Raw genomic sequence first — 24,897 nt, 5'->3', positions numbered from 1 at the left:
CTACACCCCCACCGCGCTGCCCTGGTATTCGGCGATCCAGGCGGCGGTCTCCTTGTGCAGGTGGCGCAGCAGGATCTCTTGGTCGTTGAGCAAAAATTCGCGCACCGCACCCGTTTCGATCATCGACTGGGTGGCTTCCAAGGTGTTGGCATCCTGCAATCCGTACTCCTTGAACGTCGCGGCGGCGAGTTCCTGGGCGACGCGTTCGCGGGGCGTGCGCGGCCGCGGGAAGTACAGGGTGCCCTCGAACACGTGGGTGTTATGCGACGTCGGCCAGTAGTGGTACGTCAGGTACCAGCCCTGACTCCAGATCAAGATGACGAAGTTGGGGAACAGCTGGAACGAATCCAGCCCCCAGGGGTCGCACTTAGCCGGGTTGACACCGGCGGGCAGTTCGCCGAGATCGGGCTTGTCCCAAGGGCCGAACAATCCGCTCCGGCAGATGTCTTCGATGGGCTTGCGCATCTCGGCGTCCATCTCCCATGCCCGTACGCCGGAGGTGCTGACCAGGCGGTGCGGCCCGTCGATGCGGTAGTAGGGCGCCTCGAAGCCCGCCTCGGCCGCGGCCTTGGAGTACGTGGTCGGTGACTGGTTCGCGTGCAGGACCGGCGCGTGGTAGAACTCCTGGAACGCGTCCATGTAGAGCTTCCAGTTCGCGTTCACCTCCGAGCGGTAGCACCACCGAGAGGTCATCCGCCCGAACGGGTAGCCCTCCAAACCGGTGACCATCGGGCCGAGGAATTCCCGCAGCGGCTGCTCGGGTCGCGGGGCGAAGTTGACGAAGATGAATCCCTCCCACACGTCGCAGTGCACCGGCACCAGCCCATAGCGACTCTTGTCCAGGTCGAAGAACTCGCTTTCCTGTTGCACATGGGTGAGGTTGCCGTCCAGGTCGTAGCGCCACGCGTGGTACTTGCAGGTGAATTGCCGGCACACGCCGCTGGTCTCTTCCAGCGGCATGTCGTTCCAGACCAGCTTGTTGCCGCGGTGCCGGCAGATGTTGTGGAACGCCTTGACCTCGCCCGCGGAGTTGCGCACCACGATGATCGACGTGTTGGCGACCTTGAGTTCCTTAGTGAAATAGCTGCCCTTGCGCGGAAGGCTTTCCACCCGGCCGACATTCAGCCACGCACGCTTGAAGATCGCCGCGCGCTCGAGCTCGTACACCTGCGGGCTGAGGGAGTCCTCGTAGGACACCGGCCCGGTGCCGAGTTCGGGATAGTGCTGGGTCCAGCTGCCTTCGGGCGGCTTGGGAAAGCGAGGCATGCCTGCTGACCGTATATGCTCGGCAGGGCAATCGCAAGTAGTTGATATTGCCGGCGATCGACAAACGAGGAGGACCCGCGGTGCACCGACACGACGCCCTGTTCATTGGTGGGACGTGGTCCGCCCCCAGCACCGAGCAGACCATCGAGGTGATCTCGCCGCACACCGAATCGCCCGTCGCCCGCGTGGCCGCGGCGGGCCCCGCCGACGTCGACGCCGCCGTGACGGCCGCGCGCAAGGCGTTCGACGAGGGGCCGTGGCCGCGCCTGGGCCCTACCGACCGCGTCGAGGCCGTGCGCCGGCTCGCCAAACTCTATGGCGCACAACGCTCGCAGATGGCCGACGTGATCACCGCCGAGATCGGCGCACCCACCAGCTTCGCCCAGCGAGCGCAGGTCGGCCTGCCCGCGATGATGATGGCCGCGTTCTGCGACCTCGCGGAGAGTTTTCCGTGGCAGGAAAAGCGGCCCGGTTTCTACGGCGCCGACCTCGACATCCGGCGGGAACCCGTCGGCGTGGTGGCCGCGATCGTCCCGTGGAACATGCCGCAGTTCCTCATCGTCACCAAGCTGATCCCGGCCCTCTTGGCGGGATGCAGCGTCGTGGTCAAGCCGGCGCCCGAATCGCCCCTCGACGCGCTTCTCCTGGCGGCGATGCTCGAAGAGGCCGGCCTGCCACCGGGCGTGGTCAGTGTGCTGCCCGGCGACGCGTCCGTCGGTGAGCGGCTCGTCCGCCACCCCGGCGTGGACAAGGTGTCGTTCACCGGCTCGACCGCGGCCGGTAGGGCGGTCGCGGCGGCCTGCGCGGGCGACCTCAAGCGGGTCAGCCTGGAGCTCGGCGGAAAATCCGCGGCGATCGTGCTCGACGACGCCGACCCCGGCGCCGTGGCCGCCGCGATCCGGTCGGCCAGCTTGTCCAACAGCGGCCAGATCTGCAATGCACTCACCCGAATCCTGCTGCCGGGCAAGCGGAGTGATGAGTTCGTCGATGCCTTGGCGGCGGAGATGGGCTCGTTGCGCATCGGCGACCCGGCCGATCCGGCGACACAGCTCGGCCCGCTCGTCGCTCGGCGTCAACAGGAGCGGGTCCGCGACTACATCGCCGAAGGGAAGCGCGAAGGGGCGCGCCTCGTCCTGGGCGGCGCCGAGCTGCCCGACGGGATCGAGCGCGGGTGGTACGTGAAGCCGACGCTGTTCGCCGACGCCGACAACGCCATGCGCATCGCCCGCGAAGAGATCTTCGGTCCGGTGCTGACCGCGATCCGCTACCACGACGAGGACGAGGCGGTAGCGATCGCCAACGACTCCGACTACGGGCTGGCCGGATCGGTGTTCACGGCCGACCCCGCCCGAGGGGTGGACATCGCGACCCGGGTACGCACCGGAACGTTCGGCGTGAACCAGGGCTACACGATGGATCCGTTCGCCCCCTTCGGCGGGGTCAAGGCGAGCGGATACGGTCGCGAGCTCGGCGCCGAAGGGATCGAGGGGTACACCGTCATGAAATCGATCTCCACGGCCGCCCTGGGCTGACGCGGCGGCATCACCAGCAGGGCGCCGACGAGCAACGCTCCGGCCGCCACCAAGGGGATCGCCCAGCCTCGCCGCAGCGCCACGGCTGCGTGACACTGCTCGACGAAATCCGTTCCCGCCGAATCGGCCACGCCGGCCTGCGTCAGGTTGCCGGCAATCCCGTTGCCGCAATTGATTTGGAAGCCCCACTGGTCGAAGTCGTCTAGGAAGACGGGGAAACGCAGGGCGAGCACTCCGGCCGTGAGCAGCAACAGACCGGCGGCGAAAGCGAGGAAGCGCCGGTTCGACATGTTCATCAGGGCCGCGCTGATCGAAAACGAGGACCTCGGCCGCGCGCCCTGATGGAGCTCGCGCGCCATTTCGCGGTCCATCCGGGCCGATTCGAGGAAACCCAGGTGTTCAAGGTGCTGTCGGTGCGGGTTGATTGGTGAGGACCCGCTCGTCAGTGTCGCTGGCGATATGGACATCCGGGGTCTCCGTCCACGCGTACTAAGTTCAATCGTTGCACTCAGTACGGTAGCGGCTTGAGTTCAATAAAGCAACTGACTAGTATCGGTCGGTATGCGCCAGGTCAGCTTCGCCGACTTTCACTGCTCGCTGGCCCGCAGCCTGGAGGTGATCGGGGATTGGTGGACCCCGCTGATCATCCGGGACCTGTCGCTGGGCCTGGCGCGGTTCGATGACCTTGCGACCAACCTTGGCATCTCACGCAATCTGCTGACCGCCCGCCTGAAGGCCTTGGTGGAGGCGAACGTCGTTGAGCGGGTGCGCTATTGCGAGCGGCCACCGCGCGACCACTACCGGCTTACCGCGGCCGGTCGCGACCTGGTGCCCATCCTCGCCGCGCTCACCGCGTGGGGTGACCGATGGGTCACACCGCCCCAGGGGCCGCCGCTGCTGTTTCGCCACGACGGGCACCGCTGCACGCCGACGGTGTGCTGCGCGGAGTGCGGTCAGCCGGTGAACACCAAAAACCTCAGGGTCGAACCGGGCCCGGGCGCGGTACCCGGGCCGGGCGCCCAGCTGATCGATCGGCTTCATCCGGAAGGCGCCGCCCGGTCGCGCAATCGCACCTAGCGCGGCGCGACGATCCCGTTGTCGTAGGCGTAGACGATCGCGGCCGCGCGGTCGCGCAGGTCGAGTTTTCCGAAGATTCGGCCGATGTGGCTCTTGACCGTGACCCCCGAGATGCAGAGCTCGTCGGCAATTTCGCTGTTGGACATGCCTTTTCCGATCAACGTCAGGACGTCGAGCTCACGGGTCGTCAGTTGGGCGATCTGGTTGCCATGCTTTCCATGCGGGCCATTGGCCGCCTTGCGGTAGGTGCTGAGCACCCGGGACGTGACGGCGGGATCGAGGTAACTGTCGCCCCTGGCGACCGCCCGGACGGCGCGGATCAGCTCTTCTGCCGAGGAGTCCTTGAGCACGAATCCCGCCGCCCCCGCCCGGAGCGCGTCCGAGAGCAGTTCGTCCTCGTTGAAGGTGGTCAGCGCGAGCACCGGTGGGCCGCCGGCCAACAGGCGTGTCGCCTCGATGCCGTCGACGCGCCGCATCCGCAAATCCATCACGACGACGTCGGGCCGATGCTCGGCCACCGCGGCCGGCACCTCGTCGCCGTCGGCGCATTCGGCGACGATGACGAAACCGTCCTTGCGGCGCAGGATTCGGCGCAGGCCGGACCGAACCAGGTCCTGGTCGTCGACCAGCAGCACGGAGATGTCGGCCGCCTCGCCGACACAGCTTGCACCACCAGGGCCGCCAGCCGCTGTCGCCGTATTCGAGCGGGATCTCCGCGCACACTGACCATCCGTCGGGGGTGGGTCCGGCGTCGATGGCCCCGCCGAGCAGCTCGACGCGCTGGCGCATGCCGCGCAGTCCCCGTCCCTCGGCTGACGGGCGCGCGGCCACGGCGGCGGGTAGCTGGTTAGTGACGGAAAGCCGGGCGGATGATCCCGAAATAAATAGTCTCACAGTCGATTTCGACTCAGGGGCGTGCTTGGCGATGTTGGCCAGCGACTCCTGGGCGATGCGGTACAGCGCCAGCCCGACGGCGGGCGACACGCGACGGGTAGGCCCGTCGGCGCGCAGCGTGACGTCCAGCCCGGCCCGCGCGAATTCTCCGACGAGGACGCCGATTTCGTCGATGCCGGGTTCGGGCGTGGTTTGAGCGCCCCTGCGGGAGGCGTCGTCGAGCAGCCCGACGGTGCGCCGAATGTCGGCCATCGCCTGCCGGCCGAGATGCTCCGCCTGTTCCAGGGCCTCGACCGCGTCATCGACGTCGCGGTCCTGCTGCAGCACCCGGCGTGCCCCCGTGACGTGCAGCAAAGTGATGCCAAGCGAGTGGGCGATCACGTCGTGCACTTCGCGCGCGATGCGTCGCCGTTCGTCGGCGGCGGCGTGCTCGGCCAGCATCTTCTGCGCCTCGATCTGTTCGGCCAGCAACAGGCGCTGGGTGCGCATCAGGTAACCGAGCAGCCAACCCGCCGCAACGAAACCCAGGTACAGCGCCACCGCGTCGAGGCGGTGCAGCGCGGACGCGGCCAGCAGCAGCGCGGCCGCCGACACGGTGGCCAGGAAGCCGCCCGCCCCGAAGCTCAACGTGCCGACGGCTCCGACCATCAACACCAGCAATGCCGGTGCGAAATCGGCACGGATCGGCGTGGCCGTGCCGAACAACATCAGCGCGGTCGCCGCTGACCAGGCCACCCACAACAGCAACGGGTGGACCTTCATGTTGAAGACGACGAAGGTCAGTGCCGGGGCGAGGGCGACCGCGAATGCGGCCAGCGCCACTGGCAGGTCGGCGGCCGGTCGCTGCAGCGTCGCGATCAACCCGCCCAAGATCACGATGGCATCGGTGATCAGCAAAAACGACCATGTGATCCCGACTGGGATCAGCTCGCCGCGCTTTCGGACCAGTTCGCGCAGGTAGTCGGTTGCTGAACGCAACATCGTCCAATGGTAAAAGAGCGGCACGGCCGCCGGCATCATGCCGCGGTCGGCAGCGGCCTCCGCCCGTGGTAGGAGGCGAAGACCGAACTTTGGCACGACGCGCGGCGGGGACTGCCCTTCGTAGCGTTGGCAGGCATGACATGGACGCTGCTGCACGACCGCATGGCCCTTATGGCCCAACTGATTCACGTCGCCGAGTCGGATCCGGAAGCGGCGCTCGCGCTGGCCGACGACTCATCCGAAGTGTCCCGGCTTTTCGGTGACGTCGAGGGGCTCCTGCTGTCATTGCGACAACGCTGGATGACGGCGTTGGTCGCCAAGCTCGATCAGGCGGCCGACGACGGCGTCGCCGCCGCGCAGGTGCGAGCCGACCTGGCCGCGGCCGAGCCCGGCTTGCGTGCCCTGTTGGACGTCGCGCCGCGCCGGTCGCTGCGGTTGCGCTCCCTTTCTCACGACGAGAAGGTGGCGGTGGACCTGTTGGGCGGGCCGACGAGCGATCGGCAGACCGTTGCATGACTCGCCCAGCATCGCTTCGCGGCTTCGCGGGCAGGTACGCGGTCCCGATCGTCGGGCTGTGGCTGTTGGCCGCGACCGTCGCCAATGCGGCGGTGCCGCAGTTGGAGCGCGTCGTCGACTCTCACGCGCGCTCGTTCATGCCGGCCGACGCGCCGAGCTCCGTCGCCGCCTCCCGCGCCGCGGAGTTGTTCAACCAGAAGCCGAGCAACAACTTTGTTTACGTTGTCCTGGAACGCGATCGGCGCCTCACGCCGGCCGACCGCAGGTTTTATGACGCGCTGACGGCCGCACTGCGCAACGACGGCCGCCGCGTGAACGCCGTGACCGACCTGTGGTCGCAACCCGCCACGGCCGCCGGCGCTCAGAGCTCGGATGGGCGCGCCGTCAGCGTCATGGTCCGGCTCGCCGGAATGCTCGGCACCTCCCAAGCCCGAGATTCGGTGAACTTCGTGCGCAGCGTAGTGGCACGCCTGTCCCCGCCGGCCGGCCTGCGAGCCCACGTCACCGGGCCCGGCGCGACGATCGTCGACGAATTCGCCGCGATCGACCGGCAGATGTTCACGATCACCGCCGCCACCGTCGGCCTCATCCTGCTGTTGCTGCTGCTGGTGTACCGGTCGCCGGTCGCCGCCGCGATTCCGCTGCTGTCGGTGGGGCTCGCCCTGGCCGTGGCACGGCCCGTCGTGGCGGCATTCGGGCAAGCCAACATCGTTGAGGTGTCGTTGTTTTCGGTCGCGCTCATCGCGGCGATGGCCCTTGGCGCGGGAACCGACTACGGCATATTCCTCCTCGGCCGCTACCACGAGGCCCGCCGGCACGGCGTCGCCCCGGCACCGGCTCTCGCCGAGGCCTACCGCGGCGTCGCCCCGGTGGTGATCGGATCGGCACTGACCGTGTCGGTGGCGCTGGCCTGCCTCGGCTTCGCCAAGGTGGGCTCGTTCCGGAGCGCCGGGATACCCTGTGCCATAGCGGTTTTGATAACCATGGTGGCGGCGTTGACGCTGACTCCCGCGTTGATGGGCGTGGCGCTGCGCCGCGGTTACCTCGAACCGCGGGCGTCGACGACGGCGCGGCGCTGGCGGCGTGTCGGCGCGGCGGTGGCACGATGGCCCGGCCCGACGCTCGTCACCGCAGGCGCGCTGCTCCTGCTGACGGCGCTTCCCCTGGCCGGCATGCGGGTCGGGTGGAACGAACCCGCCGCCGCGCCGCCGACCACCGAATCGAACCGGGGCTACGCGGCAGGCGACCGGCACTTCGCAGCCAACACGCTGTTACCCGACGTGGTCACGATCCAGGCCGACCACGACCTGCGCACGCCGGCGGGGCTGATCGCCGTCGAGCGGATCACCCGCCAGATCATGGCAATACCGGGCGTGCGCACGGTGCAGTCCGTGAGCCGCCCCGACGGCAAGGTGCCCGACGAGGCCACGCTGAGCTATCAATCGGGCGTTCTCGGCCGCCAGTTGACCGACACGGCCGACGCCTTGACCCGGCGGCTGCAGCGGATCTCCGAGCTGGACAGCGCGCTCGCCCGAACGCAGGCGGCGGTGGACGGCCTCGGCAGCGGATTGCGCCGCGGCAGTTCGGGTCTGGCCGACATGTCCGCAGCCGCCGACGACATGCGGGCCGGGATGGACGGCGTGCAGCGCTCGGTCACCACCGTATCGGGTTACCTCGAACCGCTGCGGGACTTCGTCGCCCGCACTCCGGACTGCGGCGCCAATCCGGTCTGCGCGACCGTCGACCGCGTGCTCCAGCCGGTCGACACCCTGGTGCAGACCTCGACGCGGCTCGGCGACGGCGCGGCCAAGCTGACCAGCGGATCGACCACGGCCGCCGCGGCGATCGCGGGCCTACCCCAAAGCGTCGGCTCGATGAAAGCCGCGCTGGGGCAAGCGCGTTCGGCCACACACGAACTGCTGAGCCTAAGCCAGACGATTGGTCCCCAGATGCGCCAGCTGACCGACTACCTCAACGAAATCGCGACGCAATTTCGCGGCAGCGCCGCGGCGGGCTTCTATCTGCCGCAGCGCGCGTTCACCGACCCGCGGTACGTCGAGGTTTTGCGCCAGCTGACATCGGCCGACGGGCGGGCCACCTACCTGCTGGTCTACGGCGACGGCCAGGAGTGGGGAGTCGACGGGGCCAGGCGCACCGACCAGGTGCGCCTGGCGGTCCGGGAAGCCACCAAGGAGGGCACCCTATCGCCGACGGGGGTCGACCTGGCCGGCGTCGGCCCCGTCACCGCCGACCTGCAGCGGTTGGTCGCCCGCGACAACGCGTTGCTCGTGGGTGCGGCGCTGGCGCTCATCTTCCTGATCGTCACCGCGATGCTGCGCAGCCCGGTGGCGGGGCTCGCCGTGGTGGGGACCGTCGCGGCCTCCTACGCGTCCGCGCTGGGATCGAGCGTGCTGATATGGCAACACCTGTTCGGACACAACCTGCACTGGTCCGTCGCGCCCATCGCGTTCATCGCGCTGATCGCCGTCGGCGCGGACTACAACCTGCTGCTGGCGCTGCGGATCAAACAGGAGGCGACGGCCGGTCTCCGGACGGGCATCATCCGCGCGTTCGGCGGCACCGGGGGCGTGGTCACGACCGCCGGCATCGTCTTCGGGCTCACCATGCTGGCGTTGCTGGCCAGCAGCGTGCTCAGCATCGCCCAGATCGGAACCACCATCGCGGTGGGGCTGTTGATGGACACCCTGGTCGTCAGGGCGCTGGTCGTGCCGTCCATCATCGTCCTGCTGGGCCGGTGGTTCTGGTGGCCGCGCGGCACGGCGCGGCGCACCCGCCGGGCTGGGACGAAAACGCCGGAGCTTCAGCCCGTTTGACCCGCGACCCGCGTCATAGCAACCTGCCTGATATGCGCCGAGTCGGCTGACATAGGCGCTCAATCGCGGATCGCCTTTCCGCCGAGCAATACCGGCGATTATGTAGATCGCTCTAGTGAATCGCTAGGCCCCAGTGGCGGGTCGGCGACCGCGCCTATCACGCCGGTTACACCGGCCCCCGCCCGTCACCCGCCAGCCGCAGCAGCAGGCGCGTGCCACCGAGGGGACTCGCGTGCAGAGACGCTGTGCCGCCATGCAATTCGGCCTGCTGCGCGACGAGCGCGAGGCCTAGCCCGGAGCCCGAGCGTGACGCCGTCGACCCGCGCGAGAAGCGCGCGAAGACCGCGGTGCGTTCGGCCTCCGGAACACCGGTGCCGTTGTCGTCGACCGCGATTTCCACGCCCTGACTGGAACTGCCTACGGTAAGACAGATTTCGGTGGCGCTACCGTGCTTGACGGCATTGGCGATGGCGTTGTCGATCACCAGCCGCAGTCCGGTGGGCAAACCCACCATCAACACCGTGGGCGAGGGCACCAGCTTCACCTCGACCCCCGGGTAGATGCGCAGCGCGTCGTGTGCGGCGCGGTCCAAAAGCTCCGTGACGTCGAAGGGGACAAAATCGTCGACGGTGGTCAGTTCGCCCTGTGCCAGCCGCTCCAGCGCCGTCAGCGTCGCCTCGATCCGGCTCTGGGTGCGTATGACGTCGCCGATCACCTCCTGGCGCTGCTCGGGAGGTAACTCCAAGGTGGACAGCACCTCCAGGTTGGTGCGCATGGCCGTCAACGGGGTGCGCAGCTCGTGCGAGGCGACGGCGGCGAAATCACGCGCCGACTCGAGCGCCGCCTTGGTGCGCTGTTGCTCGTTGCCGATGCGGGCCAGCATGCCCTCGACCGCCTCGGCGATCTCCACCGCCTCTCGCACGCCGCGCACCTGGACCTCGTCGGGACTCGACTGGGCGTTGATGGCCCGGGCCTGCTGGGCCAGCAGCAGAAACGGGTTGACCATGATCAGTGAAATGAACCAGCCCACCAGCACCGTGCCGCCGATGACGCTGCCGCAGATCAGCAACACCCGCAGGTGCAGTTCGTTGATCCGGTGCTGGGCCTCGGCCAGTGGCGCGGCGAGCGCGATGGAGGCCGGCCCGGCCGTGAAGGTGCGGACCCGGTATTGCACGCCGTTGATGGTGGTGTTGGCGTAGCCGTTGGGCAGTTTGGGCAGGACGATGTTGCCGGGCACCGATACGGTCACATCACCGATGCGGGCGGTGCGGACCACGTTGCCGTCGGGCATGGGCCGATCGGGGTAGGTCAGCTGGGCGCCGTTGAGCAGCGAATTGATGTCACCGAGGCTGCTTACCGAGTCCAGCCGGCGGTCGAGCTGACTGTACTGGTCGTTGGTGACACCGATCCACACCCACAGGCCGAGCAGGACGACCAAGGCGATCACCGATAACGCGGCCACGATGACGATGGTGCGCAGCGACAGCACCCGCATCGGCAGTCGCAGCAGGGGAAACGCGCGAGCGTCGGGCCGCGATATCCGGCTGGCGCCGACAGCCGATTCCTCTGACATCTCGCCTTCCGTGCTCGCCCCCGGCGTGGCCATCGACTCAGGATATAGGCGAGATGTCTTCTCCCCTGGCAGCGCAGGGGACGGCCCACGCGGCGAGCGGCTCGCTTCGTCGCCGCAAGTTGTTCGGCTCCATTCGTGGCCCTCGACCCTCATTTGCGCCGGACGTCGGTGAGTGAGTACTCTCTCACCATGCAGCCCTCCGGACGTGACCGCCTGTTGTCGGCGGCGTTGGGGCTGTTCGCCGACAAGGGCTACGCCGCGACGTCGGTGGCCGACATCCAGCGCGCGTCGGGCCTGGCACCGGGGTCGGGCGCGCTCTACAAGCACTTCGGATCCAAGCGTGAGCTGCTCGAGGCCGCCGTCGCGCACCGCATCGACAGCATCGTCGCCGCGCACGAGCAGTACGACGCCGGCGAGCCGGGCAGCGTCGAACAGGCGGTTCGGACCGCGGGCAAGCTCATCTGGACCAACCTCAAACAGAGCGAGGACTTGCTCAAGGTCATGTTGCGCGAGCCCGACGAGCTCGGGGACCTCGACGAGAAGACGTGGCAGGTTATCACCGACAACGCCTACCAGCGTTTCGCCGACGAGCTGGCGGCGTCCAATCGTTCCGGCCGCACCCGCATCCCGGACCCCGAGGCAGCCGCCGCCGTGGCGATCGGGGCGCTGTCCTATGCCGCGACGCTGCAAGCGCTGACCGGCCGGTTGCCCGGCAACATCGATGAAGACCGTTACTTCGAGGCGTGGGTCAACCAGACACTCAGCGTCCTGGCCCAATACCGGAGCCCCAAAAAGAAATGATTTCAGGCGAATTCAGGAGAGAACCGTGACTTTTTCCCTGCAACTGAGCGACGACGTGATCGAGGTGCGCGATTGGGTGCATAAGTTCGCGGCCGACGTCATCCGCCCTGCCGCGTCCGAATGGGACGAGCGCGAAGAAACGCCGTGGCCGGTGATCCAAGAGGCCGCGAAGGTGGGCCTGTACTCCCCCGATTTCTTCGCGCAACAGGCCGCCGAGCCGACGGGCCTGGGTTTTCTCACGACGTTCGAGGAGATGTTTTGGGGTGACGCCGGGATCGCGCTGTCCATCCTGGGCACCGGCCTGGCCGCGGCGGCGTTGGCCGGCAACGGAACTCCCGAACAGCTCGGCCGGTGGCTCCCCGAGATGTTCGGCACACCGGACGAACCCAAGCTCGGCGCGTTCTGCTCGTCCGAGCCCGACGCGGGTTCCGACGTCGGCGCCATCCGGACCCGCGCGCGCTACGACGAGTCGACCCGCGAATGGGTCCTCAACGGCACCAAGACGTGGGCGACCAACGGCGGCATCGCCAACGTCCACATCGTGGTGGCCTCCGTCTACCCCGAGCTCGGCACCCGCGGGCAGGCGACGTTCGTCGTGCCGGCCGGGGTCAAGGGCTTGGCCCAGGGGCAGAAGTTCAAGAAGCACGGGATCCGCGCGTCGCACACCGCCGAGGTGGTTCTCGACAACGTGCGGTTGCCCGAGGACTTCCTGCTGGGTGGGCGGGACAACTTCGAGGCGCGCATCGCCCGGGCGAAGTCCGGCGCGTCGCTGGGTGGGCAGGCGGCGATGAAGACCTTCGAACGCACCCGGCCCACCGTCGGCGCCATGGCCGTCGGGGTGGCGCGCGCCGCCTACGAATACGCGCTCGACTACGCCTGCCAGCGCGAGCAATTCGGCCGCAAAATCGGCGAGTTCCAGGCGGTGGCGTTCAAGCTGGCCGACATGAAGAGCCGCATCGATGCGGCCCGCCTGCTGGTGTGGCGGGCCGGCTGGATGGCCCGCAACAACCAAAGCTTCGAGTCCGCGGAGGGCTCGATGGCCAAGCTGGTGGCCAGCGAGACCGCCGTGTACGTCACCGACGAGGCCATCCAGATTCTGGGCGGCAACGGGTACACCCGCGACTACCCCGTGGAACGGATGCACCGCGACGCGAAGATTTTCACGATCTTCGAGGGCACCAGTGAGATTCAGCGCCTGGTGATTTCGCGGGCGGTGACCGGCCTGCCGATCCGCTAGGCGACGCGCTGGTGCCGTCGCCGACGGAGCCAGACATGATGGCGGCATGACCACCGACATCCGGGTCCTCGACACCGAGGACGAGCTGATCGCCGCGGCCAATGTGTTCCGTGCCGCCATGGTCGCCTTTCCGCCGCTGTCGGATCTGCCCCCCGGCCACATCACCAAGCTGCTCGAGCCGGGTCGCACGATCGGCGCGTTCGTCGGAGACCGCATCGTCGGCACCGCCGACGCCGTGACGAGCGGGCTGACATTGCCCGGCGGGGCGGTCGTCGGACACGCCGCGGTGACGCACATCGGCGTGCTGCCGTCGTTCACCCGGCGGGGCATCGCCACGGACCTGATCCGCCATCAGCTGCGCGACATCGCCGCCCGCGGCGAGGTGGTGGCGACGCTGCGGGCCTCCGAAGCCACGATCTACGAACGGTTCGGCTACGGAGTGGCGAGCCTGTCGCAGTCGCTGGAGGTCCAGACGGCCCGAGCGGCGTTGCGGCCGAACATCGGCACGCGGGGCCCGGTGCGGCTGCTGGACATGGCCGAGGCGTGGGAGGTCCTGCCCCGCATCTACGCCGGGAACCGTCCGTCCCGCCCGGGAACCATCGACCGACCCGCAGTGTGGTGGCAGGCGTTGCGGTTGCGCACCGAATCGTCCCCCGGGCTTTCCTATGTCGCGGTGTACGGCGAACCGGGTTTGGAGTCGGGGTTCGCCCGCTACCGGCCCATCGACACGGAGGCCTGGTTCGTCAGCGACCAGCGCACCATTGCGGTCGAGGACTTCTTCGCACCGACCACCGACGCATACGTCGGCCTGCTGCGGTTCCTGCTGGGGCTCGATCTCATTGAGCGCGTGGTGTTTTGGATGATGCCCGTCGACGATCCGATGCCCTGGCTGCTGGTCGATCGACGGGGCGTGCGCGTGACCGGGGTGCGCGACGAAACGTGGCTTCGTGTCATCGACGCGGAAAGGGCGCTGGCGGCGCGCCGGTACACCGGCGACGGAGAAGTTACCGTCGCGGTGAATGACCCACTGCTGCCGGCCAATTCGGCCAGCTTCACCCTCGCGGCCGCCGGTGCCGAGCGCACCGGCCGGCCCGCCCAAATCCACGTCGGGGTCGAGGGGCTCGGCGCGGTGCTGCTCGGCGGCGCGACGTGGCGCGGCCTGGCCGCCGCGGGCCTGGCCCGGGCCGACGACCCGGAGGCGTTGGCCGTCGCCGATCGGCTGTTCGCGGTCGCGGCCGCGCCGCACGCCGGGTTCTTCTTCTGATCGCAGGGGGAAAGACCGTGATCGTGATCGTCGGGGCGGGGATCTGCGGGCTCGCGGCGGCCTACGAGCTGTCGCGGCGCGGCGAGGACGCGGTCGTCCTCGAGCGAGGCCAACCGTTCGCGGAGCAATCCGCGGGCCTGGCGCGGATCTTCCGCATCGCGCACCGCCGGCCCGAGCTGTGTGGGCTCGCGCTGCGGGCGCGCGACGGCTGGCTGCGTTGGGAGGCCGAGCTGGGCGCCGGGCGCCTGCTCGGCGACGAGGGATTCATCGCCGCCGCGGCGCCCGAGGTGATTGCCGCCGCGATGCGGGATGCCGGCGCCGCGTTCTGTTTCGTTGACCGCCCGCAGATCACGGCCCGGATCCCATTCCTGGTTCCGCCGTGGGAAATTGGGGTGTTCGATCCGCTCGGGGGCAGCCTGCGCATCCGGCGCGCGCTCGAGGCCCTGGCGCGGCGCGCCGTGATCAGGCGCGGCGAGGCGGTGTCGGTCGGCGACGACGGCACCGTGACGCTCGTCGGCGGCTCGGTGCTGCGCGGCGACCGGGTGCTGATCTGCGCGGGGGTCCACACGCCGGCGCTCTTCGGCCCGCTCGGCGCCGAGTTCGCACCGCACACCCGCTTCACCTACGAGGCGGCCTCAACGGACGCCGCCGTCGGCGCCGCCTGCCTGTCGGCGCCGGAGGGTTACGGGTTGCCGCTGGGCAGCACCGGGCGCTGGGCGTTCGGCCAAGAGCTGCCGGACCCGGCGACCGTGCGGGCGCTGTTTCCGTCGCTCTCGCCGGTGGGCCGGGTGGACTGCGTCACGGTTCGCGCGCCCTGGCTCGACGCCGGTGGTGACGGGTGGACGGTGGCGCGCCGCGGCCGCGTGGTGGCGTTCGTCGGCAGCAACTTGATGAAGTTCGGTCCGTTGCTCGGCGAGCTGCTGGCGCGGGCCGTCCTGGACGATGAGCCGCCCGCTGACCTGATCTTGGCCTAGCTCGGGCACATCCGACGCTCGAGCCCGGCTCGCACCGCGTCGCTGAGTTTGCCAACCCGGTGGCGCGCGCATGCGGCGTCAGCCGTGTGGCGCCTCGGAGATCTTGGTGTCGGGCTTGCCCAGTGTCTGGCAATACGTCATCGCCGACAACCGGGTCGCCGAGATCTCCACATTGGTCGGATCGGCGCCGTTCTTGTCCTTGAGCATCTTGCTGACTTCGTCGTTTTGCTTCTTCTCGTCCTGGGTGGTGAAGTCCTTGCACTTGGTGTCGCCGCCGGTGTTGATGACCTGTGAGGGCGAACACGCGCTGGACAGCAGCACGGCGATCGCGATCATGGCGGCTGAAGTTAGCTTCATCGTTACCTTCCCGGGTCGGAGTAGTCGTATACGTACACCAAATCGACCGTTTTGAAACCTTGACGGCGAATCGCGCCGTCGCGCTGCGTGTTTGCACGGGTATCCGCCGACCGGCCGCCGCACCTCACTGGGGCGGTGCGTGTCGCGCGCAACTGGGAATAAGTCCTTTGGCCGCATGGTCTGTTGAGCTTGGGCGGTCGGCCACCGTGGGCAATCCGAAAGGAAGTCAGTGATCTCGTCGAGTGGTGCAACCGGCCTGCTGCGTCAGGCGCCGTCGGAACCGGCCGCTCCGCGAGCCCTGTTCGTCAGCGTGTTGCTGCTCATGTTGTCAACGGGTTGGGTGGCCAACCACTTCGTCGCACTGATGCCGTTGATCAGCGATCGACAGCACCTCAGCGCCACCACGCTCGACGGCATCTTCGGAATCTATGCGCTGGGCCTGATTCCGGGGCTGCTCGTCGGTGGGCGCGTCTCGGATGCGCTCGGGCGCCCGTCGGTGGCCCTGGTGGGTTCGGCGACCTCCCTAGTGGGCACGTCGGCGATGCTGGCGTCCCAGCACGCCGATGCTCTGTTGGTGGGCCGCTTGATCGTGGGGGTCGGCGTGGGCCTCGCGATGACGTCCTGCACGGCATGGGCCTCGGATTTGAACGGTCCCGCCGGCGCGGCGACGGCGGGAGCCGTGCTGATCGCCGGCTTCGCCGTCGGCCCCTTCGCCGGCGGGTTGATCGCCCGGGCGGGGCAGGCCGGTGTGGCGGCGTCGTTCGGCGTCGCCGCCGCCCTTGTCGTGGGGGCGATCGGTGTCACGCTCGCGGCCCTGCGTCGTGCGGACGTTTCCGCGCCGGCGACTGGGCCGGTCCCGCAGCGGTCCACGCCGGCGCGGCAGGGGACCGCGTGGGCGCTGGGATGGGCCATGCCGCTGGCGCCCTGGGTGTTCGCCTCTGCGACATTGGGATTCGTCACGATCCCCACACGGCTGCACACGGGGCTCACCGCTCCGATGGCCGCTGGCACCGCGACGCTGATCGTCAACGGTGTCAGCGGGGTCATCCAAGTCATCGCCCGGGCGGCCAACTGGGGTCGGCACGCCGGCACCGCCGGCGCACTGCTCGCCGCGCTCGGATACGCCGTGACCGCGTTGGCGCCGCCCACCATGACGCCGGCGCTGGGCCTGCCGCTGTTTTTGGTTCTGGGTTGCGCGTCCGGCCTCTGCCTGCGCGCGGGGCTGATCGACTTGGAAACCGCGGCGCCGCAACGCCTCCGCGGCGCGCTCGTCGGCGTGTTCTACGTCGTCACCTACGTCGGCTTCGGCCTGCCGTTGATCTTGGCGACGGTCGGGGCGACGGCCTCGGCGGCGATTCTCGCCGTGATGTCGGTACTGGCGTTGTCGGCCGCGCTGAGCCGGGCGGTGCGGCTCAGCCGAGAAGGCCAGCGCCAGAAGCGATCCAGGCTAAAGACTCCGGCTTGGTGAACACCGGCGATCAGAGCAGTTCGCGCAGCGCCTCGATCAGCTTGACCCGTTCGGCGGGCGTACCCGCGATGGGCGCCACGTTCAGGGCGGTGACCCCGGACTCGCGGAACGCCGCCAGACGTTCCTTGACGAACTCGCGCGTACCGATGAGGTTGACGTCGCGCACGAGGTCGTCGGGCACGACCTTGGCGGCGCCGTCCTTGTCGCCGGCCAAATAAAGCTCCTGAATCCGGTCGGCCTGCGGGCCGTAGCCATACCGGGTGGCCAGCGTGTGGTAGAAGTTTTTGCCCTTGGCGCCCATGCCGCCGATGTAGAGCGCCAGGTGGGGTTTGACGAATTCGCGCAACGGCTCGACGTTTTCGCCGATGGCCAGGACCGGTCCGGCGTACACGTCGAGATCGCCCAACGCTGGGTCGCGCTTGGCCTGGCCTGCGGCCAGCGCCGGCCCCCACACCTCGCGCGCCTTCTCCGGCAGAAAGAAGATCGGTTGCCAGCCCTCGGCCATCTCGGCGGCCAGCTCCACGTTTTTGGGCCCCAGCGCGGCGATCAGTATCGGGATGCGTTCGCGGACAGGCTGATTGATGAGTTTGAGCGGTTTCCCCAGCCCGGTGCCCTGCCCCGCGGGCAGCGGTATCGTGTAGTGCTTGCCCCGGTATTGCACCGCCTCGCGGCGCCACACCTGGCGACAGATGTCGACGACCTCGCGGGTGCGCGCGATCGGGGCGTCGTACGGCATACCGTGGAAGCCCTCGATGACCTGCGGCCCCGACGCGCCCAGGCCGAGGATGAACCGGCCATCGGAGACGTAGTCCAGGCCGGCGGCCGTCATCGCCGTCAGCGTGGGCGTGCGGGTGTAGAGCTGCAGGATGCCCGACGCCAGCTGGACCCGCTCCGTGCTCGCCGCCAGGTAGCCCAGCGCGCTCACCGCATCGAACGAGTACGCCTCGGGGACGAAGACGATGTCCAACCCGGCGCGCTCCAGGTCCGCCACCTCGGCGGCGACCTCCTTGAACCCGCCGGCGTAGTTGATCCCCAGTCCGATCCGCATTCGCCTACCTCCGTGCAGCGGCGAACTGGTCGGCCAGTTCGACGGCCTCGTGCCGGATCCGGTCGAACTGCGCGCCCATCGCCTCCGACAGCGCCGTCGCACCCGAAAGCGGCCGCACCATCACCATGAAGTCGTCGATCAACCCGTCTTCGTCGAGGTGCAGGAAGTCGCAGCCGGTGATCGTCACGCCCGGCACCCCGGCTATCCCGGACTTGAAGACGAGCGCATGGTCGCGACCGTGGGCATCGGCGATCTCGCGGATCTAGTGAAAGCCGTCGAACACCCGCAACACCCCGCGCAGGATCGCCGCGGTGATCGGCTTGCCGACGTACGGCTTGAACGCCACCGGGCTGGTGAACACGACGTTGTCGGCCAGCAGCGCCTGGATGGCCGCCTCGTCGCGTTGCTCGACCGCCTTCCGGAAGGGGTGCATGAACGACCTCGCAGTAGTAGTCAACTTGTTGAGTAAGTGGGCTCGACTCTAGAACCATCGCTGTCATATGTCGATATGTGACTAATCACTTTGTTGGCTATGTGGTGACTATACTGTCGGCCGTGTCGCTGCGTGACGCGGTGCTCGCCGCTCTGCTGGAGGGTGAGGCCTCCGGATATGACCTCGCCAAGGGCTTCGATGCCTCGGTCGCCAACTTCTGGATGGCCACCCCCCAGCAGCTCTATCGCGAGCTCGACCGGCTCGCCGAGCAAGGCCTCATCCAGGCCAGGGTCGTTCACCAGGAGCGCCGGCCCAACAAGCGCATGTTCTCGCTGACCGAGGCGGGCCGCGGCGCGATCCGCCAGTTCACCGCCAGGCCGCCGAAGCCGCCGGTCCTGCGCGACGACCTGCTGGTCAAGGTCCAGGCCGCCGACGCGGGCGACGTGCGGGCCGTGCACGGGCACATCCTCGAACTGCTGCAGCGGGCGAACGCGAAAGCGCAGCGCTACAAGCGGTTACGCGACCGGCTCCTCGGCGGCCGCGACGAGGACGAATATCTGGCCCAGGTCGAGCGAGTGGGGCCCTACCTGACGCTGTTGCGCGGAATATCGTTCGAGGAAGAGAACATTCGCTGGGCCGAGCGCGCGCTGACGATCATCGAGCACCGGCTGGAAGGCGACCGCTCGGCCTGAGTCGCAGGGCGATCACGTTTCGCTACCCACCGCGTCGCCGGCATACTGCCGGCCGATCAGCTCGTCCTGGCCGACCTCGGGCAGGTTCCCCTCGCCATTCGGCACCGTGCGCTTGGCCGGCTTCTTCTTCGGCGCTTTGTCCGCGGCGGGCGCGGCGGAACGGTGACCGTTGGGTGGCACTCCGGCGGATTCGCTGGCCATCTCGATGGCCTTCCGGGTGTACACGCGATAGCCGAAACTCGGCACGTAGCCGTGGATTTCGGGCGTGTCAAGATCGCGCATGAACCGCAATATCCCGCGGCTGAACACCTGGCCTGGCACCAGGACCGGGAATCCCGGCGGATAGGGCGTGACGTAGGTCGCGGACACGACGTCGATTCCCGCGTCCAGCCGCTCGTCGATCTGCTCGCCGGTGAGGTACTCGCAATTGGCGTCGTCGTAGGAGAGGTAGAACCCGCGGCGGACATCCCCTTCGGGGGTGGCGTCGGTGCCGCGGTGGTCCAGGAAGGCGGGGTGAAACCCGCTGAAATCCGGTAGCGGCAGGGACATTTCGGTCAGCCGGTAGACGGCCTTCTGGAAGTGTTCGCGCTCGCCGAGGCTCATCTCGGAGATGTTCTGGTCCAGCTCGCGGGCGATGTTGACCAGGACCTCCACTAAAAAGGCGACCGAGCTGCGGGTGGTTCCGATGTTCGTCATGAACAGCACGCTGTTGCGCGATGTCTTGTTGATCTGGATCCCGTAGCGGTCCATCAGCTGCTGGCGTTTGAACGTGTCCCCGTCGTAGCCGGTCTGGCCGATGAACAACGTGATCCTCGAGGGGTCGAGCACGAACTCGTCCTGATCCCAGGCGGCCATCATGTTGCGCAGTCCGGAGCGCAGCGGCTGGGCGATGGCGGACGGGCGGAAGGTCTCCGGGATCAAGTCCGAAGTCCTCAGGCACCGCATGTATTTGCTGAGCAGCGGATGGTTGTCGATCGCGTCACGCAGCTGCATCGCGTTCTCGATTTGCCGCTGGACCAATTCGACGCCCTCCAGCGCCACCTGCCGCCGACCCAGGTCCAAAGACGCCAGGATCTGGTAGTTGGGCGACGTCGACGTGTGCGCCATGTATGCCTCGTGGAACGGCTCGGCGACCTTCTGGTCGAAGTCCTGGTCGAAGACGTGGATCATCGACCCTTGGCGCAGGGCAGTCAGCGTCTTGTGCGTCGACTGGGTGGCGTAGACGCGCACCCGCGCCCGCGCCGGGTCGGGGATGAGGCGGCGCTCCAAAAGCTGCTCGTCGCTGGGTATTTGGGCACCGGTGTCGGCCAAGTGCGCCTCGTAGCGGCGCTTGTACTCGGGATCCCGCAGCCGGTCGCGCAGCGCACGCGCCGATGCCATCGCCGTGCGCGTCCGGTAGACCGGATGGAAACGGGCGAACGCGAACCACGCCTCGTCCCACAGGAACACGAGGTCGGGCCTGATGGCCAGGCACTCCTCCATGACCCGCTCGACGTCGTAGACGATCCCGTCGAAGGTGCAGTTGGTCAGCGACATCATTTTGACGCGGTCGAGCTTGCCCGCACCCTTGAGCGCCAACAGCTTCGACTTGATCTCGCGCAGCGGAACCGCCCCGTACATCGAGTAGTCGTTGAGCGGATACGCCTCCAAATACACGACATTCGCGCCGGCGAGCATCATCCCGTAGTGATGTGACTGGTGGCAGTTGCGATCGAGCAGCACGATGTCTCCGGGCGCCACGAGTGCCTGGGTGACGATCTTGTTGGCCGTCGACGTTCCGTTGGTGACGAAGTAGGTGTGCCGCGACCCATAGGCCTGCGCGGCGAGTTGCTGGGCCTCGCGCAGCGGTCCCGTCGGCTCGAGCAGCGAGTCGAGGCCCCCGCACGTCGCCGAGGTCTCGGCCATGAACACGTCCAGGCCGTAGAAGCCGACCATGTCCTTGATCCAGTGCGAGTTGACGATCGACTTGCCCTGCGAAATCGGCAGGGCGTGAAACACTCCCGTGGGCCGATGGCTGTACTGCTTGAGCGCGCTGAAGAACGGCGTGCGGTAGCGGGCCGCGACGCCCTGCAGGATCGACAGGTGCAACTCGAGCATGCCTTCGCGGGCGTGAAAGACGCGACGGAAGTACTGGCCGAGCCGCCCGGCGATTTCCTCCACCGCGATCTCGGTCATCAGGTACAGGTCGAGTTCCGGCCGCAGCTTGGCCAAAGAAACCGCGAGGATCTGCGCGCGTTCCTCCGGCGATTGGTGGTCGGCCAGCTCATGTGAGACCTCGGTGTCGACGAACTCCGCCAGCGTCGACAGGTCCCGGGTCGATTGGTGCGAGAAGCGTCGCCGGATGACCACCGCCTGCAGGTTGACGTTGAGCCGCGCCGCGATGAGGGCCTCGTCCCCGCTGGAGACCACCACGAGCTCGTAGACGAATTCGTCGTCGGGGCGCCGCCATTTACGCACCTCGTTGCGCAACGCCCGTTCCTGGTCTTCGCTCATCTTCTCGACGACCAGCACTTCGAAGTAGGGGCGGTCGCGCTGCGACGCCGGTTGGTGCTCGAGGAGCTGGCGCGGATCGGAGGGGAACATGTCCAGCTCGTCGGCGCCCGCGTTGTCGACGTCTCCCGAACGGTATGACTCCGTGGTCAGCGCGCGGTTGATCTGGGCGACCGCCTGCGAGAACTTGTCGTAGCTGCCCGCGGTGAATGCACGCTGCACCCGGGCGAATTGGGGTGATCCGGGGTAGGCCCAGTAGGGCTCCAGTGTGCTCAGGCGACCCAGCAATTCCCGACAGGTGTTTGCGTACTTTTCCTTCAGCGCCCCCGTCGTCGTGGGCCGCGTCAGCCGATCGGCGGCCTCCTCCAAATGGCACCACGAGTCGCTGCGGACCTGCCACAGGCTGTTGTAGGCGCGTAGGTGTTCGGTCATCGGCCGGCCCTTCCCGAGTCGAGGCGACTCCGTGGCCCGGAGCGTCGGTCAAAGGTTCGCAGACCCAATGCGCCCGCCGGTTACGAGGAGACGAACACCGCACGTCCGTCGCGTGACAGGCCCAGGAGGCGCGGTGACGCGGTGGTGGCGGTCCAGGCGGCGACAGCCGTTTAAGGGAGCCCCGCCCGGGTAGGCGTCTATGACGACGAAGGACGACAAGGAGGACATTATGGCAACGGGGGAAACCGGCTTCGACGACGTGACCTACGACCTGGTTTCGGTGCAGTACCACTCGTTGAAGGCCGGGCACGACTACGGGCAGTATGTCCGCGACGCCAAGAACGCGGGGCTCGACGACGTCGCGTCGTTCTTCGAAGACGTGATGGCCGAAGATTCCAAGCGCGCGCAACGGTGCCACGAATTTTTGGTGCAGCTGACCAAGTAAGACCGAATCGGCGCCCACGGTCGCCGCGGCCCTTCGGCTACCGGTCGACGGCATGCCTGAACCTTCCGGTCACGACCGAATCGACGACGTTAGCCCCGGTGACATCGTCGCCGTCGACCGCGGCTCCGGTGAGCAGCCATACAAAGTGGTGTTCAAGGACTTCACCGACGGCCGCTTCCTCGTCACGCTCGAGGGCCACGGGGAGACGTTCCAACTCGAGCTCGCGCCGGGAGCCGCGGTCAGCAGGACACTGGGGTCCAAGTGGGAATCCACGCAGAGTCCCACACCGAACTCGGAAGGTTAAGAGCCCACGTTCGTTTCGAGCCCGACCAGTGCGGCCAGCTGCTTCGCCGAATAGGGGTTTGGCCCAAGGCCGTTGCGGACGGCTGCGCGCGCCGCACGTGCCAATGCCGCGTTGAGCGGCGCCGCGATGCCGTGCCGGTGCGCGATGCGGACGATCTCCCCGTTGAGAAAGTCGGTCTCCACGTCGCCGGTGTTGCGGCTCAACGACTGCCAGGTCGAGTTGCTCGGTCCGTCATGCCACCCGGGCACCGGGCGGATGGTCGGTCCGTCGGCCCGCGCCGCGGTCGACGTTTCGAACGGCACGAATTCGATTCCGGCGCAGCGCAACACCTTTTCCCCTTCGCTGCGCACCGCCGCGACCACCTCAGCGGCTTCACTCGGCTCCGCGGACAGGGCGCCCACGGCGTTGCCCAGATTGCTCAGCAGCTTGTTGTACTTCCACGGGGCGACGTCGTCCGGGGTGCGCACCCGGATGCCGGCGGCGCCCCACGTCTCGGCGAGTCCGGCCAGCAGGTGGGCGTCGGCCGGGGTGCGGGTCGACGCCGGCCACCGACCGATGTGCAGTTGGCCGACCACCGGCCACGACCGCACGATCACCTCCCCGGGTTCGAGGTGCACCGCGGGCAGCCAAACGCAGACGCCGAACACCCGCCGGAAGTAGCGCAGCGCTTTCTCCTCGGCGGCGACGCCGTTCAGCGCGGTCATTGCCGGGAGTAGCTCGCCCGCGGTCGCGACGACGCCATGGGGCCCGTGGACCGGCCGATCCGCCCATTCCTGCAGGGCGGCATCGAGTTGCTGGGTCTTGGTGGCGAAGACCAGCACGTCGCGATCGCCCAGCCGCACGTCGTTTGGGTGCGATGCCGCGCTGACCGCCACGCGGATCGCGCCGTCGGGTGTTCGAAGGGTCATGCCTTCGGATGCCAGGGCCTCGCCGTGCCGACCACGCGCCACCAACAGCGCGGCGGTGCCGGTCCGCGTGAGCACCGCGCCCACGGTGCCGCCGATAGCGCCGGCGCCGATGATCACGTATCTGTGGTTGTCTCGCGGGGACAATTCGTACGCCTCTCCGTCGCGCGTCAGCCTGCCGTCTCCGCGAGGCTACGGGCCTCGCGATCGACGCGGCTGCGCGCACCGCGTGTCGCCTTCGGCCACCGGACGGCCAGCGCGGCGGCCACCAACGCGGCGGCCGCGGCGGAGCCGGCCAAAAACACCCAGGCCCGCCGGGCCGAGTCCATGGTGACGCCGTGGCGGTAAATCAATGCCAGCGCCGTCGTGCCCACCACCATGCCGACCTGGCGAGCCGCGTTGATCAACGCCGACCCAGCCCCCCATCGACGCGCCGGTAGCGACAGGCCCGCCACGGCCGAAAGGCTCGGCATCACCAGCCCCACCCCCGCTCCGGTGAACAGCTGGCCCGGAAGGAAGGCGCTGGTCCCGTCGCCGGGCGCGATACTGCATCCCATGGCCACCGTCGTCGCGTTCCACGCCCACCCCGACGACGAGGTGATCCTCACCGGCGGCACGCTCGCCTCGGCGGCCGCGCAGGGGCACCGGGTGGTCGTCGTCACCGCGACCGACGGGCGAATGGACAACGAGCCGGACGACACCCGGGTCAATGAACTGCGCTCGAGCACAAGCATTCTCGGAGCGCACCGGGTCGAGTGCCTAGGCTACGCCGACAGTGGTTACGGACCGATCTTCTACCCCGATCCCGTCGGCCGCACCCGGTTCGGCCGGGCCGACGTCGACGAGGCGGCAGGCCGGCTCGCCGCGGTGCTTCGCACCGAAAACGCCCAGGTGCTGCTGAGTTACCAGAGCAACGGCGGCTACGGCCACCGCGATCACATTCAGGTGCATCACGTCGGCAAGCGGGCCGCCGAGTTGGCCGGGACGCCGAGGGTGCTCGAGGCGACGATGCCGCGCGAAGTGCTGGTCCGCGTCGCCAGGTCTGTCGCGCGCTGAGGTTGCCGGCGCCCTACGAGCCCGACGTGGCGCGCACCGCCTACGCGCCGCGCGCGGCCATCACCCACCGGATCGACGTGCGCCGGTTCGCGCGGCAAAAGCGCGACGCGTTCGCCGCCCACCGTTCGCAGATCGGCACCGGGCTCAACGCGCGGCTGCTCGGCACGCTGCTGCGGCTGCCGCCGCAGGTGTTCGGCCGGATCTTCAGCTATGAGTGGTTCGTCGACCCGGCGGCACCGCCGGGAACGTCGGCCCACAGCATCTTCGCCGAACCTGCCCGACGAGCCACCTAAGATGAAGCCACCGGTTGCGCGGTCA

Annotated in this window: 20 protein-coding genes and 3 pseudogenes; 13 read left to right on the top strand and 10 right to left on the bottom strand. The window is 68.5% G+C overall.

Going from position 1 to position 24,897, the window contains the following annotated elements; translation table 11 throughout:
- A complete protein-coding gene (locus AWC19_RS23430; RefSeq protein ID WP_085080484.1) occupies nt 1-1,266 on the bottom strand; it encodes an aromatic ring-hydroxylating oxygenase subunit alpha in 1,266 nt (421 codons plus the stop codon).
- Between the two features lie 80 nt (nt 1,267-1,346).
- Between AWC19_RS23430 and AWC19_RS23425 the strand changes: the two genes are divergently transcribed.
- Both AWC19_RS23425 and AWC19_RS23415 read left to right on the top strand, forming a co-directional pair.
- Complete coding sequence (locus AWC19_RS23425) at nt 1,347-2,798, top strand: aldehyde dehydrogenase (RefSeq protein WP_085080483.1); 1,452 nt, start codon at nt 1,347-1,349, stop codon at nt 2,796-2,798.
- A gap of 561 nt (nt 2,799-3,359) precedes the next feature.
- A complete protein-coding gene (locus AWC19_RS23415; protein ID WP_085080482.1) occupies nt 3,360-3,875 on the top strand; it encodes a winged helix-turn-helix transcriptional regulator in 516 nt (171 codons plus the stop codon).
- Here the strand turns inward: AWC19_RS23415 and AWC19_RS23410 are convergent.
- Both AWC19_RS23410 and AWC19_RS31450 read right to left on the bottom strand, forming a co-directional pair.
- Nucleotides 3,872-4,516 carry a response regulator transcription factor gene (locus AWC19_RS23410; RefSeq protein ID WP_085080481.1) on the bottom strand — a complete coding sequence of 215 codons (645 nt, stop codon included), beginning with the start codon at nt 4,514-4,516 and terminating at the stop codon, nt 3,872-3,874. The two genes, AWC19_RS23415 and AWC19_RS23410, sit on opposite strands and share 4 nt — an antisense overlap.
- A gap of 25 nt (nt 4,517-4,541) precedes the next feature.
- Nucleotides 4,542-5,750, bottom strand: a pseudogene (locus tag AWC19_RS31450) (sensor histidine kinase); the annotation flags it as partial.
- A gap of 135 nt (nt 5,751-5,885) precedes the next feature.
- On the opposite strand from AWC19_RS31450, the gene AWC19_RS23400 reads away from it, so the two are divergent.
- Nucleotides 5,886-6,266 (top strand): hypothetical protein, encoded by a 381-nt coding sequence (locus tag AWC19_RS23400; protein WP_085080480.1) that lies wholly within the window; start codon nt 5,886-5,888, stop codon nt 6,264-6,266.
- On the top strand, nt 6,263-9,100 hold the full coding sequence (locus AWC19_RS23395) for an MMPL/RND family transporter (RefSeq protein WP_085080479.1): 2,838 nt from the start codon (nt 6,263-6,265) through the stop codon (nt 9,098-9,100). The genes AWC19_RS23400 and AWC19_RS23395 overlap by 4 nt, the downstream gene beginning before the upstream one ends.
- A 166-nt stretch (nt 9,101-9,266) precedes the next feature.
- On the opposite strand, the gene AWC19_RS23390 is transcribed toward AWC19_RS23395, so the two are convergent.
- A complete protein-coding gene (locus tag AWC19_RS23390; protein ID WP_085080667.1) occupies nt 9,267-10,595 on the bottom strand; it encodes a sensor histidine kinase in 1,329 nt (442 codons plus the stop codon).
- Between the two features lie 267 nt (nt 10,596-10,862).
- On the opposite strand from AWC19_RS23390, the gene AWC19_RS23385 reads away from it, so the two are divergent.
- Genes AWC19_RS23385 through AWC19_RS23370 form a run of 4 tightly spaced genes read left to right on the top strand, consistent with a single transcriptional unit; the run spans nt 10,863 to nt 14,949 of the window.
- A complete protein-coding gene (locus AWC19_RS23385; protein ID WP_085080478.1) occupies nt 10,863-11,474 on the top strand; it encodes a TetR/AcrR family transcriptional regulator in 612 nt (203 codons plus the stop codon).
- A gap of 25 nt (nt 11,475-11,499) precedes the next feature.
- Entirely contained in the window at nt 11,500-12,711 is a 1,212-nt protein-coding gene (locus AWC19_RS23380; RefSeq protein ID WP_085080477.1) for an acyl-CoA dehydrogenase family protein, read from the top strand.
- A gap of 46 nt (nt 12,712-12,757) precedes the next feature.
- Nucleotides 12,758-13,975: a GNAT family N-acetyltransferase gene (locus AWC19_RS23375; protein WP_085080476.1), complete on the top strand. Its 1,218-nt coding sequence runs from the start codon at nt 12,758-12,760 to the stop codon at nt 13,973-13,975.
- Between the two features lie 17 nt (nt 13,976-13,992).
- The gene (locus AWC19_RS23370) at nt 13,993-14,949 is read left to right on the top strand and encodes an NAD(P)/FAD-dependent oxidoreductase (protein ID WP_085080475.1); all 957 of its coding nucleotides are present in this window, start codon (nt 13,993-13,995) and stop codon (nt 14,947-14,949) included.
- Between the two features lie 78 nt (nt 14,950-15,027).
- Here the strand turns inward: AWC19_RS23370 and AWC19_RS23365 are convergent, their stop codons facing one another.
- Nucleotides 15,028-15,306 (bottom strand): hypothetical protein, encoded by a 279-nt coding sequence (locus tag AWC19_RS23365; RefSeq protein ID WP_085080474.1) that lies wholly within the window; start codon nt 15,304-15,306, stop codon nt 15,028-15,030.
- Between the two features lie 229 nt (nt 15,307-15,535).
- On the opposite strand from AWC19_RS23365, the gene AWC19_RS23360 reads away from it, so the two are divergent.
- Nucleotides 15,536-16,774 carry an MFS transporter gene (locus tag AWC19_RS23360; protein WP_085080473.1) on the top strand — a complete coding sequence of 413 codons (1,239 nt, stop codon included), beginning with the start codon at nt 15,536-15,538 and terminating at the stop codon, nt 16,772-16,774.
- Between the two features lie 10 nt (nt 16,775-16,784).
- Here the strand turns inward: AWC19_RS23360 and AWC19_RS23355 are convergent, their stop codons facing one another.
- Entirely contained in the window at nt 16,785-17,822 is a 1,038-nt protein-coding gene (locus tag AWC19_RS23355; RefSeq protein WP_085080472.1) for an LLM class F420-dependent oxidoreductase, read from the bottom strand.
- 4 nt (nt 17,823-17,826) lie between these two features.
- Nucleotides 17,827-18,255 (bottom strand): annotated as a pseudogene (locus AWC19_RS23350) (nuclear transport factor 2 family protein).
- 122 nt (nt 18,256-18,377) lie between these two features.
- On the opposite strand from AWC19_RS23350, the gene AWC19_RS23345 reads away from it, so the two are divergent.
- Complete coding sequence (locus AWC19_RS23345) at nt 18,378-18,947, top strand: PadR family transcriptional regulator (protein WP_085080666.1); 570 nt, start codon at nt 18,378-18,380, stop codon at nt 18,945-18,947.
- A gap of 12 nt (nt 18,948-18,959) precedes the next feature.
- Here AWC19_RS23345 and AWC19_RS23340 read toward each other — a convergent pair whose 3' ends face one another.
- Entirely contained in the window at nt 18,960-21,869 is a 2,910-nt protein-coding gene (locus tag AWC19_RS23340) for an aminotransferase class I/II-fold pyridoxal phosphate-dependent enzyme (RefSeq protein ID WP_085080471.1), read from the bottom strand.
- A 229-nt stretch (nt 21,870-22,098) separates the two neighbouring features.
- On the opposite strand from AWC19_RS23340, the gene AWC19_RS23335 reads away from it, so the two are divergent.
- Both AWC19_RS23335 and AWC19_RS23330 read left to right on the top strand, forming a co-directional pair.
- Nucleotides 22,099-22,314 carry an acyl carrier protein gene (locus AWC19_RS23335; RefSeq protein ID WP_068176969.1) on the top strand — a complete coding sequence of 72 codons (216 nt, stop codon included), beginning with the start codon at nt 22,099-22,101 and terminating at the stop codon, nt 22,312-22,314.
- Between the two features lie 52 nt (nt 22,315-22,366).
- Entirely contained in the window at nt 22,367-22,618 is a 252-nt protein-coding gene (locus AWC19_RS23330) for a hypothetical protein (RefSeq protein ID WP_085080470.1), read from the top strand.
- Here AWC19_RS23330 and AWC19_RS23325 read toward each other — a convergent pair.
- Entirely contained in the window at nt 22,615-23,643 is a 1,029-nt protein-coding gene (locus tag AWC19_RS23325) for a ketopantoate reductase family protein (protein WP_085080469.1), read from the bottom strand. The two genes, AWC19_RS23330 and AWC19_RS23325, sit on opposite strands and share 4 nt — an antisense overlap.
- Nucleotides 23,644-23,693: 50 nt before the next feature.
- Complete coding sequence (locus AWC19_RS23320) at nt 23,694-24,080, bottom strand: multidrug efflux MFS transporter (protein ID WP_142281374.1); 387 nt, start codon at nt 24,078-24,080, stop codon at nt 23,694-23,696.
- Between AWC19_RS23320 and AWC19_RS31445 the strand changes: the two are divergent.
- Nucleotides 24,079-24,872 (top strand): annotated as a pseudogene (locus AWC19_RS31445) (PIG-L deacetylase family protein). The gene AWC19_RS23320 and the pseudogene AWC19_RS31445 overlap by 2 nt on opposite strands.
- Nucleotides 24,873-24,897: the final 25 nt, after the last annotated feature.

The organism is Mycobacterium palustre, from assembly GCF_002101785.1.
In the GTDB taxonomy this organism is placed as follows: domain Bacteria; phylum Actinomycetota; class Actinomycetes; order Mycobacteriales; family Mycobacteriaceae; genus Mycobacterium; species Mycobacterium palustre.
Note: the sequence above shows the minus strand (reverse complement) of the source record. Positions and strands in the feature narration are given on the sequence as shown.

Excerpts from the sequence above, each read along its gene's own strand:
- AWC19_RS23430 (WP_085080484.1), bottom strand. The coding sequence starts at position 1,266 with ATGCCTCGCTTTCCCAAGCCGCCCGAAGGCAGCTGGACCCAGCACTAT.
- AWC19_RS23415 (WP_085080482.1), top strand. The coding sequence starts at position 3,360 with ATGCGCCAGGTCAGCTTCGCCGACTTTCACTGCTCGCTGGCCCGCAGC.
- AWC19_RS23400 (WP_085080480.1), top strand. The coding sequence starts at position 5,886 with ATGACATGGACGCTGCTGCACGACCGCATGGCCCTTATGGCCCAACTG.
- AWC19_RS23395 (WP_085080479.1), top strand. The coding sequence starts at position 6,263 with ATGACTCGCCCAGCATCGCTTCGCGGCTTCGCGGGCAGGTACGCGGTC.
- AWC19_RS23390 (WP_085080667.1), bottom strand. The coding sequence starts at position 10,595 with ATGCGGGTGCTGTCGCTGCGCACCATCGTCATCGTGGCCGCGTTATCG.
- AWC19_RS23385 (WP_085080478.1), top strand. The coding sequence starts at position 10,863 with ATGCAGCCCTCCGGACGTGACCGCCTGTTGTCGGCGGCGTTGGGGCTG.
- AWC19_RS23375 (WP_085080476.1), top strand. The coding sequence starts at position 12,758 with ATGACCACCGACATCCGGGTCCTCGACACCGAGGACGAGCTGATCGCC.
- AWC19_RS23365 (WP_085080474.1), bottom strand. The coding sequence starts at position 15,306 with ATGAAGCTAACTTCAGCCGCCATGATCGCGATCGCCGTGCTGCTGTCC.
- AWC19_RS23355 (WP_085080472.1), bottom strand. The coding sequence starts at position 17,822 with ATGCGGATCGGACTGGGGATCAACTACGCCGGCGGGTTCAAGGAGGTC.
- AWC19_RS23340 (WP_085080471.1), bottom strand. The coding sequence starts at position 21,869 with ATGACCGAACACCTACGCGCCTACAACAGCCTGTGGCAGGTCCGCAGC.
- AWC19_RS23335 (WP_068176969.1), top strand. The coding sequence starts at position 22,099 with ATGGCAACGGGGGAAACCGGCTTCGACGACGTGACCTACGACCTGGTT.
- AWC19_RS23330 (WP_085080470.1), top strand. The coding sequence starts at position 22,367 with ATGCCTGAACCTTCCGGTCACGACCGAATCGACGACGTTAGCCCCGGT.
- AWC19_RS23320 (WP_142281374.1), bottom strand. The coding sequence starts at position 24,080 with ATGGGATGCAGTATCGCGCCCGGCGACGGGACCAGCGCCTTCCTTCCG.